11 protein-coding genes are annotated in these 12,997 nt (G+C 64.6%); 7 read left to right on the top strand and 4 right to left on the bottom strand.

The features are described 5' to 3' along the window. Window positions 1-124 precede the first annotated feature (124 nt). Window positions 125-1,222, top strand: coding sequence for an agmatine deiminase (gene aguA, locus PVZ72_RS09285; protein WP_273861770.1), 1,098 nt, complete (start codon window positions 125-127; stop codon window positions 1,220-1,222). A gap of 60 nt (window positions 1,223-1,282) precedes the next feature. Here aguA and PVZ72_RS09280 read toward each other — a convergent pair whose 3' ends face one another. The 3 genes from PVZ72_RS09280 to desA form a co-directional block, all read right to left on the bottom strand. After that, a complete protein-coding gene (locus tag PVZ72_RS09280; RefSeq protein ID WP_133861336.1) occupies window positions 1,283-2,659 on the bottom strand; it encodes an OprD family porin in 1,377 nt (458 codons plus the stop codon). 781 nt (window positions 2,660-3,440) lie between these two features. Next, a complete protein-coding gene (locus tag PVZ72_RS09275; RefSeq protein ID WP_133861337.1) occupies window positions 3,441-4,418 on the bottom strand; it encodes a sensor domain-containing diguanylate cyclase in 978 nt (325 codons plus the stop codon). 113 nt (window positions 4,419-4,531) lie between these two features. After that, window positions 4,532-5,725: a delta-9 fatty acid desaturase DesA gene (desA, locus tag PVZ72_RS09270; RefSeq protein ID WP_133861338.1), complete on the bottom strand. Its 1,194-nt coding sequence runs from the start codon at window positions 5,723-5,725 to the stop codon at window positions 4,532-4,534. Between the two features lie 250 nt (window positions 5,726-5,975). On the opposite strand from desA, the gene oscA reads away from it, so the two are divergent. The 6 genes from oscA (at window position 5,976) to PVZ72_RS09240 (ending at window position 11,705) form a co-directional block, all read left to right on the top strand. Beyond that, complete coding sequence (gene oscA / locus PVZ72_RS09265; protein WP_273861769.1) at window positions 5,976-6,161, top strand: sulfur starvation response protein OscA; 186 nt, start codon at window positions 5,976-5,978, stop codon at window positions 6,159-6,161. Window positions 6,162-6,238: 77 nt separating this feature from the next. Beyond that, entirely contained in the window at window positions 6,239-7,240 is a 1,002-nt protein-coding gene (locus PVZ72_RS09260) for a sulfate ABC transporter substrate-binding protein (RefSeq protein ID WP_273861768.1), read from the top strand. Window positions 7,241-7,346: 106 nt separating this feature from the next. Next, window positions 7,347-8,159, top strand: coding sequence for a sulfate ABC transporter permease subunit CysT (gene cysT / locus PVZ72_RS09255; RefSeq protein WP_133861341.1), 813 nt, complete (start codon window positions 7,347-7,349; stop codon window positions 8,157-8,159). A 10-nt stretch (window positions 8,160-8,169) separates the two neighbouring features. Continuing rightward, window positions 8,170-9,036 (top strand): sulfate ABC transporter permease subunit CysW, encoded by an 867-nt coding sequence (gene cysW, locus PVZ72_RS09250; RefSeq protein WP_273861767.1) that lies wholly within the window; start codon window positions 8,170-8,172, stop codon window positions 9,034-9,036. A 6-nt stretch (window positions 9,037-9,042) separates the two neighbouring features. After that, window positions 9,043-10,011 (top strand): sulfate/molybdate ABC transporter ATP-binding protein, encoded by a 969-nt coding sequence (locus PVZ72_RS09245; RefSeq protein WP_273861766.1) that lies wholly within the window; start codon window positions 9,043-9,045, stop codon window positions 10,009-10,011. A gap of 143 nt (window positions 10,012-10,154) precedes the next feature. Next, window positions 10,155-11,705 (top strand): methyl-accepting chemotaxis protein, encoded by a 1,551-nt coding sequence (locus tag PVZ72_RS09240; protein ID WP_273861765.1) that lies wholly within the window; start codon window positions 10,155-10,157, stop codon window positions 11,703-11,705. Here the strand turns inward: PVZ72_RS09240 and PVZ72_RS09235 are convergent. Beyond that, entirely contained in the window at window positions 11,702-12,898 is a 1,197-nt protein-coding gene (locus PVZ72_RS09235) for an HDOD domain-containing protein (RefSeq protein ID WP_273861764.1), read from the bottom strand. The genes PVZ72_RS09240 and PVZ72_RS09235 overlap by 4 nt on opposite strands. Window positions 12,899-12,997 lie beyond the last annotated feature (99 nt).

Genomic DNA, 12,997 nt, shown 5'->3' with positions numbered 1-12,997 from the left:
GTCCCGCACCGGTCGGCAGCTGTTCTGCGGTACCGCCGGAGTCCTGCGCGTGTTCACGCCCGCGGCGCCCTGCCGGCCTTTCCCCCTTCTCAGCCAACGACGACTCTGGACGGAGAGCTTCGCCATGACCACCCTCACCACGCCGCGTGCCGACGGCTTCCACATGCCGGCCGAATGGGCCGACCAGCGCCAGATCTGGATGGTCTGGCCCGAGCGCCCGGACAATTGGCGCCTGGGCGGCAAGCCCGCCCAGGCCGCCTTCACCGCAGTCGCCCAGGCCATTGCCCGTTTCGAGCCGGTGACCATCGGCGCCTCGGCGAATCAGTACGAGAATGCCCGTGCCCGCCTGCAGCACCCGAACATCCGGGTGGTGGAAATCAGCAATGACGACGCCTGGTGCCGCGATACCGGCCCGACCTTCGTCAGCGACGGCCAGGGTGGCGTGCGCGGCGTGGACTGGAGCTTCAATGCCTGGGGCGGCTTGGATGGCGGCCTCTACTTCCCCTGGCAGCGGGATGACCAGGTCGCCGGCAAGATCCTCGCGATCGAGAATCTGCCGGGCTATCGCACCCCGGACTTCGTCCTTGAAGGCGGCTCCATCCACGTCGATGGCGAAGGCACCCTGATCACCACCGAGGAATGCCTGCTCAACGCCAATCGCAATCCGCACCTGGATCGCGAAGCGATCGAGCGCTACCTGAGCGACTACCTGGCGGTGGACAGGGTCATCTGGCTGCCCCACGGCCTGTACAACGATGAAACCAACGGCCACGTGGACAATTTCTGCTGCTACGTGCGTCCGGGCGAGGTGCTGCTGAGCTGGTGCGACGATCAGGCCGACCCCAACTACGGCCGCTGCCGCGAGGCCCTGGCCGTGCTGGAGCGCGAAACCGATGCCCGTGGTCGCACCTTCAAGGTGCATCGCATCGTCACCCCGGGTCCGCTGTTCGCCAGCGAAGACGAATGCCGCGACGTGGATGCCTGCCTCGGCACCCAGCCACGCCGGGCCGGTGAGCGGCTGGCCGCCTCCTACGTCAACTTCCTCATCGTCAACGGCGGCATCATCGCCCCGACCTTTGGCGTTCCCGAGGACGCCGAGGCCCTGCGTACGCTGCAGGCCTGCTTCCCGGAGCACGAGGTGGTACAGGTTCCCGGCCGCGAGATCCTGCTCGGCGGTGGCAACATCCACTGCATCACCCAGCAGCAGCCGACTGGTCGCTGATTTCCGGCGGAAACGAAAAAGCCCGTCTTGCGACGGGCTTTTTTTTGACCTGAGCGCGGCTTAGAGCAGCGGCAGGGTGTAGCTGACGATCAGACGGTTTTCGTCGACGTCACGCTGGCCCGGCACACCGGCTTGGGAAACGGCCGGCAGGTCGGAACGCAGCATGGCGTTACGCCAGGTGAAGCCCAGACCTTTCAGCTGGCCTTCCGGGATCACGTAGCTGACGGTCAGGTCGCGTTCCCATTCCATGGCGTCGCCAGTACGGGTACGGATGTTGTCACCGCGCTGATAGATGACGCCAGCGGTCAGACCCTTGACGCCCAGCTGAGCGAAGTCATAGGAGTAGCGAGCCTGCCAGGTGTCTTCGCCGGAACGGGTGAAGTTGTTGATCTGAATATCGGTGATGGCATAGGTCGAAGCGCCACCGTTCTCGTTCAGGTAGGGGAAGGCGCTGTTGCCGTTGCTGCCCTGATAGCCCAGACCAAAGGTGTGGCCGTAGATCGAGTAGGTGAACAGGCCGCTGTAGAGGCGGTTGTCGATCTCGCCAGTAGTACGGGTACCACCGTAGTAGCCACTGGACACGTAGAGACCGGTGCTGTCGGCCTTGCGGTTCTCGCCCTGGCTGTTGCTATCGAAATAGCGCAGGTCGGTCTTGAAGGTACCGTCGCCCAGCTTGACGCTGTGCACCAGACCCAGGAAGTGCTGGTTGTAGAAGTCTTCCAGCTGACCGAAGTAGTACTGCAGGGTCAGGTCTTTGGTGACCTTGTAATCGGCACCGACGAAGCGGAAATGGTCGCTGTTGCGACGCAGGGCGGCATTCGCAGCACCGTTGGAACCGGCGATGGACAGATCGTCTTCGTCGGTGGAGTTACGGTTCTTGGCACGCTCGAGCTGGCCGGCGGTCAGGGTCACATCCTTGATGTCTTTGGACGTGATCTGAGCACCCTGGTAGGTCTGCGGCAGCAGACGACCGTCGTTCGAGACCACAACCGGCAGCTTCGGCATCAGGGTGCCGTAGCGGAACTCGGTTTCGGAGATCTTCATCTTGGCAGTAGCGCCCAGGCTGCTGAACTCGTCTACAGCGCTGTTATCGGTATCGCGCGGGAACATGGTGCCGTTCTGCACGCTGCCACCGGTACCGCCGTTGGCCTTGCCACCGCTGTCCAGACGCAGGCCCAGCATGCCGACCGCATCGACGCCGAAGCCAACGGTGCCCTGGGTGAAGCCCGACTGGTAGTTCAGCATGAAGCCCTGACCCCAATCCATCACGCGGGAAGGATTGGCCGTACCGTTGCGGTTGTCTGTGTTGATGTAGAAGTTACGCAGACTGAGGGTAGCTTTGCTGTCTTCGACGAAGCCGGCAGCGTGGGCGGCGGCAATGAGGGACAGGTTCAGACAGGCCGCGGAGACCGCGACCACCAGTGGCTTCTTGACCATGAGTGCTCCAGGGGTGAATCGTTGTTATGCGGCCACCAGAGGTGTCAGCGCCTGCTGGTGGTATGCCCGACGGGCCGTGCGGAAGGGAAAGCTAGAGGGCTTTTATTTCAATTTGGAGAATTATCCCGGGCTTGGTCGACTTTTAATTTGCGACTTCAAGCACAGGTCCCCTGCCACCGTCTTCCACGTTGCGAAAGCTAATTGCAAAAAAGCATTTCGTCTAGCGATACCTGGTTGAAAACCCGCCCTGTGGTCTTCCGCTCTGACTGTTCGGTCATGGCCCAAGGGAACCTGCGCCGCCTACGCCTATGGCAAGGCTCGCCTTTCCCCGAGAAGACGCCATCCAAAGCGATACACCCTGAGGCTCTGGAACGGGCTTCCCAGGGCTCTGGCTAAGTATTTGAAAACGGCCAATTTCAGCATCAAAAAGGCCGGACCTGAAGGAATTCCCTATCTGCCTCAAGGACTTGTAATTTTTTGCGACTGCTCTTTCAGTCGATTTGCCCTGAAGACGACGCCTATCGCCCGGTATGACGCAGCGCCTGCCCTGCTGCAAGAGCGACCTTGCCCAGTCGGTCGCGCAGGAACATTCCTTCTAATCGACGGGGTGCCGCTGCCTCAGCAAGGACAGCCAACAGGACACGGACCAGAGATCGGCTGCAGGCCAGATGGACAAGGAAGCAAGGGTGGCGGAGGACCGAGTGAGAGGGCGTGACAGCGGTGGGCGAAACCGCGAACCAGGCCGCCCGAGCTGCCCTCGGCGCGGTCTGGCAAGGGATATTCAACCCTGGACGACTTGATCCTTGCCCTGGCGCTTGGCCCGGTACATGGCCTCGTCCGCTCGCACATAAAGGGCGTCGAGAGACTCGTCGCCCTCCCGCAACACGGTGACGCCCTGACTGATGGTGACCTTCAGCGGCCCCTCGGCGCTGGGTACCGCCAACTGCCGCACGGCACGCTGCAGGCGCCCGCCGATCTGCAATGCCAGGTCACTGTCACAACCCGGCAGCAGCAGGGCGAATTCTTCGCCACCGATACGGCCGAACAGATCCCCGCGGCGGGTGGTCTGGGCGCCGCATTCGGCAACACGCTGCAACACTTGATCACCCATCTGGTGACCGAAACGGTCGTTGATTTTCTTGAAGTCGTCGATGTCGAGCAGCAGGAAGGCCAGGGGCTCGCCTTCGCTCTGGGCGAATTCGAAGGCGCGCTGGGCACTCTCGAAGAAGTGTCGACGGTTGCTGCTGCGGGTCAGGACGTCTGTGGTGGCAAGCCGTTGCAGCTCCTCCTCCATGCGCTTCTTGTCGGTGATGTCTTCGGCGATACCCACCACCAGCAGCGGCATTCCGGCCTCGCTGCGCTGACTGACAAAGCACTTGTCGCTGAGCCAGCGTATCTCGCCGTCGGCGCGGATGATGCGGTACTCGCGGGACTCCACGGCGCCCTGCTCGATCACCTGCTCCAGGGTGCGCTGGGCGTACTCCAGGTCGTCGGGATAGATGTTGTTGAGCCAGGTGCTGTAGTCGCTCAATACCAGGGATTGGGAGCGACCGAAGATCTGTTCGTAGGCAGGGCTGACATAGATGATCTGGCGAGTGCGCCAGTCCAGGGCCCAGAGCACCGCATTGACGCTTTCCAGCAGCGCGCTGAACAGCTGCTCCCGGTCACGCAGGCGATCTGTCTCGGCCCGCGAATGCAGGAGAGCCAGCAGATTCTCTTCCGGTGTGGGAAGAGCAGACAGAGAGGGTTGTTCATCCATATACACATGCGCCTACGCGGGGTCCTGAGGGAGTTAGAGACAGCTGAAACCAGCCTGGTTCAATCCCCGCATAGAGCAGCCCACCGCTTCGGTGGGCTTTTGTGAAGCCTTTCTCAAGCAGTTCCGGCCGGCCGCAGGGAATAGGTTTTCAGCTGTTCGGCGAATTCGCGCAGGGACTGAATGCCGCTCGCTTCGGCTTCGCCGATCCACTGCCGGGTCGCGGCCAGCATGTCGTGGCCGTTGGCGCTGGTCCGCGCCCAGATCTGCTGCAGCGCCAGGCGCTTTTCGTAGATCAGCTTCAGCGCCTGACTGTGCTCGAGCAGTTCGTCGATGCGCACCTGATGGCGAGCCTTGAGCAGACTGGTCTCGCGGGCCAGCAGCCCCCGGGCGCGACGGAACAGCGGACGCTGGGAGGGCGCCGCACTGCCCCGCTCCTGCCGCAGCAGCGGGCCGATCACCTGCTGGCGGTACTGGGCCATGATCTGGAAGCGGTTGTTGAGGATGGCCATGGCGGTGTCCATGTCCAGCTGCCCCTTGCCTTCGATGCGATGGGCGATGGGGGCGACACGGTTGACCTTGGCCAGACGCAGCCAGGTGAACAGCTTGATCCAGGCCCAGCCCATGTCGAATTCCCAGCGCTTGACCGACAGCTTGGCCGAGTTGGGATAGGTGTGGTGGTTGTTGTGCAGCTCTTCGCCACCGATGACGATGCCCCAGGGGATGAGGTTGGTGGCGGCATCGCGGCATTCGAAGTTGCGATAGCCCACGGCATGGCCCAGGCCATTGACCACACCCGCGGCCCAGAAGGGAATCCAGACCATCTGCACGGCCCAGACGGTGAGACCCAGGGCACCGAACAGGGCGATGTCGATCAGCAGCAACAGCACCACCCCCATATTGCGGGTGCGCGGATTGGAGTAGAGCTTGCGCTCGATCCAGTCGTCCGGGCAGTTCTTGCCATAGATGCGCAGGGTATCGGCGTTGTTCGCCTCGGCCTTGTACAGCTCGGCGCCGCGCCGCACCACGGTGGCAAGGCCCTTGTGCACCGGGCTGTGCGGGTCCTCTTCGGTTTCGCACTTGGCGTGGTGCTTGCGGTGAATGGCGGTCCACTCACGGGTATTCATCGCCGTGGTCAGCCACAACCAGAAGCGGAAGGCGTGCCTGAGCGCGGGATGCAGCTCCAGCGAACGGTGGGCGGAGTAGCGATGCAGGTAGACGGTGACACTGACAATGGTCAGGTGGGTCAGCAGCAGGGTGACCACCACCAGTTGCCAGACCGACAGGTCAAGCAGGCCGTTGTAGCTCATGGACGCAAAGGACCTCGCGCGGGTTGTGTGGTGCAACTGTCACTGAAAGTTCAGTGAACAGGCGTTCGCGCATTATTGCCGGGGTGGGCGATAAATCCAGCCCTCCCTTTTGCTACACAACGTGTCCTTCACAGACTGCTAATTCTAAAAGTGAATAAACAAAGCATTATTAGCACTTTTAAGAAATAAAGATCGGCCCCCTAAGATGGCGCCACCTCCCCGCCCACCGCTGTACACGAGGACGCCACCCATGAGCTCCGTTCCGTTCCGCAGCCTGGAAAACCAGGACGAAGCCGCACTACTCCGCGATATCCAGCAGGCTTTGCGCGGACTGAGATTCGGCGCCATCGAGATCACCGTGCACAACGGACAGGTGGTGCAGATCGAGCGCAAGGAAAAATTCCGGCCTCAGACCGGCCAAGCCAACAAGCCCTGAGTTTTCGCGGTCAGCGGACGAGCGGGCAAGGTGCCCGCCAGACGGTGTCCGGCTTTCCCACGTCAAGGAGCCTTTTCATGTCGATTCGCCGTTTCGCCCTGGCCGCGCTGGCCGGAGCCCTGTTCGCCACCCAGGTCCACGCCGTCGAATTGCTCAACGTGTCCTACGATCCGACCCGTGAGCTCTACCAGCAGTACAACGCCGCCTTCGCCAAGCACTGGAAGACCGAGACCGGCGAAAACGTGACCATCAAGAATTCCCATGGTGGCTCCGGCAAGCAGGCGCGCTCGGTGATCGATGGCCTGCAGGCGGATGTGGTGACCCTGGCGCTGTCCGGCGACATCGATGCCCTCAATCTGCACCAGCAGCTGGTCGACCCGAACTGGCAGAAGCGTCTGGCGGACAACAGCACCCCCTACACCTCGACCATCGTCTTCCTGGTGCGCAAGGGCAATCCCAAGGGCATCAAGGACTGGGACGACCTGGTGAAGAAGGATGTCCAGGTCATCACCCCCAATCCCAAGACCTCCGGCGGTGCCCGCTGGAACTTCCTTGCCGCCTGGGCCTATGCCAAGGCCAAGTACGGCAGCGATGCCGAGGCGCTCAAGTTCGTTACCGAGCTCTATCGCCACGCTCCGGTGCTGGACACCGGCGCACGCGGCGCCACCATCAGCTTCGTGCAGCGCCAGCTGGGTGACGTGCTGATCGCCTGGGAAAACGAAGCCTATCTGTCGCTGAAGGAAGAAGGCGGCGACCAGCTGGAGATCGTCACCCCGTCGCTGTCGATCCTGGCCGAGCCGCCGGTAGCCGTGGTGGACAAGGTGGTCGACAAGAAGGGTACGCGCAAGCAGGCCGAGGCCTACCTGCAGTATCTGTACAGCCCCGAGGGCCAGCGCATCGCCGCGCAGAATTTCTATCGCCCCCGCGATGCCAAGGTGGCGGCGGAATTCAAGGATCAGTTCAAGCCGGTCAAGCTGGTGACCATCGACCAGGAATTCGGCGGCTGGAAAGAAGCGCAGCCGAAGTACTTCGCCGACGGCGGCGTGTTCGACAAGATCTTTGCCGACATCAACAAATAGCGCCCCAGCCGGGACGGCTCACGCTGACCGGCCCGGAACAGGTATCGTTCCACCCCTCTGCGCCCTGGCGAATGCATCGCCGGGGCGCCTTGCAGAAGGACGTCTCATGTCTCGCCGTCTCTCCCCGGTCATACCCGGCTTCGGGTTGACCCTGGGATTCTCCCTGACCTACCTCGCGCTGATCGTGCTGATCCCGCTGGGCGCCATGTTCCTGCATGCCAGCCAGCTGACCCTCGGCCAATTCTGGTCGCTGATCACCGGGCGCCAGGTGCTGGCCGCACTGCAGCTGTCCTTTGGCACGGCCCTGCTCGCCGCCCTGGTCAACGGCATCCTCGGCACCCTGCTGGCCTGGGTGCTGGTGCGCTACGAGTTTCCCGGGCGCAAGCTGATCGATGCCATGGTCGACCTGCCCTTCGCCCTGCCCACCGCGGTGGCCGGCATCGCCCTGACCGCGCTCTATGCGCCCAACGGCATGATAGGTTCGCTGTTTCCCTTCAAGATCGCCTATACCCCGATCGGCATCACCCTGGCGCTGATCTTCGTCACCCTCCCCTTCGTGGTGCGCACCCTACAGCCGGTGCTGGCGGACATCCCCAAGGAAATCGAGGAAGCCGCCACCTGCCTGGGCGCGCGCCCCTGGCAGGTGTTCCGCTACGTGCTGGTGCCGACCCTGCTGCCGGCCTGGCTGACCGGTTTCGCCCTGGCCTTCGCCCGCGGTGTGGGCGAGTACGGCTCGGTGGTGTTCATCGCCGGCAACATCCCGTTCAAGACCGAGATCCTGCCGCTGCTCATCGTCTCCAAGCTGGACCAGTACGACTACACCGGTGCCACCGGCATCGGCGTGTTCATGCTGCTGGTGTCCTTTGTCATGCTGCTGCTGATCAACATCCTGCAGCGCCGCATCCAGCCCAACATCTAAGGACGACCGCATGAGCCTCATGACTTCGACCAAGGCCGATGCGCGCGCCAGCAAGCAGCGCACCCCGGTGGCCATCGCGCTGATCGCCAGCGCCTGGCTGATCTTCCTGCTGGTTCTGGTGCTGCCGCTGTACATGGTGCTGAGCCAGGGCCTGGCCAACGGCATCGGCGCCTTCTGGGACGCCATCAGCGAACCGGATGCGATCTCGGCGCTCAAGCTGACGCTGTTCGCCACCGCCATCTCGGTGCCCCTGAATCTGGCCTTCGGCCTGGCCGCGGCCTGGTGCGTCACCAAGTTCGAGTTCACCGGCAAGAGTCTGCTGATCACCCTGATCGACCTGCCCTTCTCGGTCTCGCCGGTGATCGCCGGTCTCATCTATGTGCTGCTGTTCGGCGCCCAGGGATTGATGGGTCCTTACCTGCAGAGCGTCGATGTGCAGATCGTCTTCGCCGTGCCCGGCATCGTGCTGGCGACGATCTTCGTCACCTTTCCCTATGTGGCCCGCGAACTGATCCCGCTGATGCAGGAACAGGGTACCCAGGAAGAAGAAGCGGCGCGCCTGCTGGGCGCCAGTGGCTGGCAACTGTTCTGGCACGTGACCCTGCCCAACGTGAAGTGGGCACTGATCTATGGCGTGGTGCTCTGCACCGCGCGGGCCATGGGCGAGTTCGGTGCGGTGTCGGTGGTCTCCGGCCATATCCGCGGCCTGACCAACACCCTGCCGCTGCACATCGAGATTCTCTACAACGAGTACAACATCGTCGCCGCCTTCAGCGTGGCGATCCTGCTGCTGATGATGGCCCTGGTGATCCTGCTGCTGCGGCAGTGGAGCGAGAGTCGCCTGAGCCACCAACTGCAGCACCGTGACGAGGAATAAGGCGCCATGAGTATCGAGATCCAGGGTATCAACAAGAGGTTTGGCGCCTTCCAGGCGCTCAAGGACATCAACCTGCACATCGAGAGTGGCGAGCTGGTCGCCCTGCTCGGCCCGTCGGGCTGCGGCAAGACCACCCTGCTGCGCATCATCGCCGGCCTGGAAGCGCCGGACACCGGCAACATCGGCTTCCACGGCGAGGACGTCTCCGGGCGTGACGTGCGCGACCGCAACGTCGGCTTCGTCTTCCAGCATTACGCACTGTTCCGCCACATGACGGTGTTCGACAACGTGGCCTTCGGCCTGCGCATGAAGCCGCGCCGCGAGCGGCCGAGCGAGGCGCAGATTGCCAGCAAGGTGCACGAGCTGCTGAACATGGTGCAGCTCGACTGGCTGGCCGATCGCTATCCCGAGCAACTCTCCGGTGGTCAGCGCCAGCGCATCGCCCTGGCCCGCGCCCTGGCGGTGGAGCCCAAGATCCTGCTGCTCGACGAACCCTTCGGCGCCCTGGATGCCAAGGTGCGCAAGGAGCTGCGCCGCTGGCTGGCACGGCTGCACGAAGAGATCCACCTGACTTCGGTGTTCGTCACCCACGATCAGGAAGAAGCCATGGAGGTGGCCGACCGCATCGTGGTGATGAACAAGGGCCAGATCGAGCAGGTCGGCTCGCCCGCCGAAGTCTACGAACAGCCGGCGAGCGACTTCGTCTATCACTTCCTCGGTGACTCCAACCGCCTGGCCCTGGGCGAGCAGGAGGTGCTGTTCCGTCCGCACGAGGTGGAGCTGGAGCGTGAGCCGCGAGCGGGTTATCACGCCGCCGAAGTACGCGACATCCGGCCGCTGGGCGCCACCACCCGGGTCACGCTGAAGGTGCCGGAGCAGAGCGAGGTAATCGAGGTGGAGCTGGTCAGGGACCACCCGGTGCTGGCCGGGCTGCAACGGGGTGCGCCGCTGCATTTCCTGCCGCGTACGCCCTGAGTCCGCCGCCGGCGGCTAAGACCAAAGTCGTAGCCGCCGGGACCAGACAGCGGTTGCAACCTCCGGAAAGCGGGCTCCATGATCGACGAAGCTGACACCCGTCACACTTCGTCCTCGATCGAGCAGAATAACAAGGAGGTCGCATGCCCAGGCGCTGGCCCGTCGTGTTGTCGCTTCACCTGGCCCTCCTCGTGGCCACGCTGCTGCTCTGGCAGTGGCTGGCGCTACCCATGGCCGCAGGCGTGGGACTGGTACTCGCCGCTGCCCTCTGGCCCTGGTTGCTGCTGCGCAAGGCCGCAGCGCCGCCCGCGCCGAGCCAGGCCTTCAACGAGCTAACCAGCGATCTCTCGCGCAGCACGGCGCGCAACGCCGTGGCCATCGCCGGTGTGGCCTTTGCCGCTCAGCAACTGGCGGCCCGGGTGCAATCCCAGGCCAGCACGGCCGCGCAGATTTCTAGCAGCGCCGCTGCCCTCACCCAGACCGAGCACGACAGCGCCGGCAGCGCCCGCCAGGCCCTGGCGGTGGCGCAGCAGGTGCACCAGCGCAGCGAGGCCGGCCAGGACGCCCTGAATACGGCGATCGCCGCCATCCGCGCCCTCAGCGAGCACGCCCGCCAGAGCCGCGAACTGATCGCCGGCCTGAGTGCCCGCACCGACAAGATCCAGCAGGTCACCGAGGTCATCCAGGGTATCGCCAGCCAGACCAACCTGCTGGCGCTCAATGCCGCCATCGAGGCCGCACGCGCCGGGGAACACGGGCGCGGCTTCGCGGTGGTCGCCGACGAGGTCCGGGGCCTGGCGGCGCGGACCTCCAGCGCGACCGGCGAGGTGGGGCTGATCGTTGCCGACATCAGCCAGCAGACCGATGCCGTGGTGGCGCAGATCCAGCAGTTGGCCCAGGCGCTGGACGACGGCGTGCGCCAGGTCGAGCGCACCGGCGAAGGCCTGCAGGAGATTGCCCAGCTGGCGCAGACCGCCGAGCGCCAGGCCGCGGATATCGCCCAGGGCACCTCGGCCAATCTCGCCCAGCTGGAAAGCCTGGCCCAGGCGGTGGAGCAGGTGCACCGCGATCTGGCCGACAGCGAGCGCCAGACCAGCCGGCTCAGCGGCGCCGCCGACGAACTGGTGGACATGGCCGAAGCCAGCAGCGAACGCCTGGCCGAGGTCGGCCTGGACAGCTATCACCAGCGCATCTTCGAACTGGCGCGCCAGGGCGCGGATGCCATCGGCCGGCGCTTCGAGGAAGACCTGGCCGCCGGGCGCATCACCCAGGACGCCCTCTTCGACCGCCAGTACCAGCCCGTGCCCGGCAGTCAGCCGGCCAAGTACCGCACTCGTTTCGACAGCTATACCGATGGCGTGCTACCGGCGATCCAGGAACCGCTGCTGGACCAGCATCCCGGTCTGGTCTTCGCCATCGCCTGTACGCCGGAAGGCTATGTGCCCACCCACAACCGTGCCTTCGCCCAGGCACCTACCGGCGACGTGGCGGTGGATACGGCGCGCAGTCGCAGCAAGCGCCTCTTCAGCGATCGCACCGGCAAGCGCTGCGGCAGCCATCAGCGCCGCCTGCTGTTGCAGACCTACATGAGAGACACCGGCGAGGTGATGCACGACCTCTCGGTACCGATCCTGGTGAACGGCCGGCACTGGGGCGGACTGCGCCTGGGCTATCGCCCCGACAGCGCGCGCTAGCCCAGCTTGAGCTGGGTGACCGCCAGTTGCCAGACCGCGGCCTCCAGACCGAGCATGCGTCCGGCCTTGTGCTCGAGCAGGGTGTCGAGAGACTCGCCCGGTGCGGGATTCGCCGCCTGCGCCGCCAGGTGCAGGATCAGCGACGGCTTGGGCAGCACGCCGTGCAGGCTGTGCACCGCGGCCACCAGCTCGCGCAACTCCAGTGGTAGCCGCCAGTGCCGCTGCAATTCCGCGGAAAACTCCAGGCTGTAGCTCAGCAGCGCGCGCTCCAGCGCGGCCTCATCGATAACGCCACCCCCGTCGCACCAGCGCTGCACGCCTTGCAGCACCGCCAGTTCACCCAGGCGATGCAGCAGGCCGGCGGTGTAGCAACGCTCGGCGTCTTCGCGCACATAGCGCAGCGCCAGCAGCCGGGCGCAGTCGGCAGCGCGCTGGGCAAGGCGCAGGTAGCCCTCGGCGCGTCCGGCCAGCAACGGCTCGGCCAGACGGGTCGCCCGCCGCAGGCTCAGGCCCAGGACCAGATTGAGGGTGAAGCCGACGCCCAGCCGCGGCAGGGCCTGGCTGAGGGTCTGGCAGGATTGGCCGACGCGCTGGGAAGCGCTGTTGGCCGCCGCGATCAGGGTCGCCGTGACCAGGGGATCCTGGCCGAATTCGGTTTCCAGCTCGCCCAGGCTGCAGCTCTCGCTCTCGCGACAGCGCTCGATGATGGCCGGCAGATCGGCGAACAGCGGCACGGCGTCGATTTCGGCGGCCATGCGCTGCAGATGATCGTCCAGGGAGCCCAGGACGGCAGCACTGGCCGCCTGAGACGCGTCTCCCGCGGGTGGCAACAGACTGCGCAGACGACGCAACACCTCTTCCGCCGCATAGGGTTTGACCAGATAGGCGGTAGGCGCCAGGCGCAGGGCCGCGCGTACATAGGCGGCGTCAGCCTGTTCGGACAGCAGGATCACCGGCTGCAGCGGCTGGGCGCCGCGCTGGCGGATGCGGCGCAGCAGGTCGAGTCCATCGCAATCGGCCGGTCGCTCGACGATGATCAGCGCACATCTCTTGCGTTGATCCAGTTCGGCAAGGGCCTGATAGCCATGGCCGTATTCATGCACCAGGGCATCGGCACGCACGGCCAGCACCAGTGACTTGAGCAGGTCACGGGTCCAGGGATTGGCGTCGACGATAAGTATCAGGGGCGGCATCCCAACCCACTCCTGCTTGAGGAAAGCGAAGCGGCGGATGATGCGTCAAAGCGGACTTTATGCCAAGCGTGTCACAGAAAAACCGCCCTCCAGGAGGGC

It is taken from the genome of Pseudomonas sp. LA5 (assembly GCF_028640825.1).
GTDB lineage: Bacteria > Pseudomonadota > Gammaproteobacteria > Pseudomonadales > Pseudomonadaceae > Chryseomonas > Chryseomonas aestiva.
The sequence above is the reverse complement of the archived record's forward strand: the minus strand, read 5'-3'. Positions and strand labels throughout refer to the sequence as shown.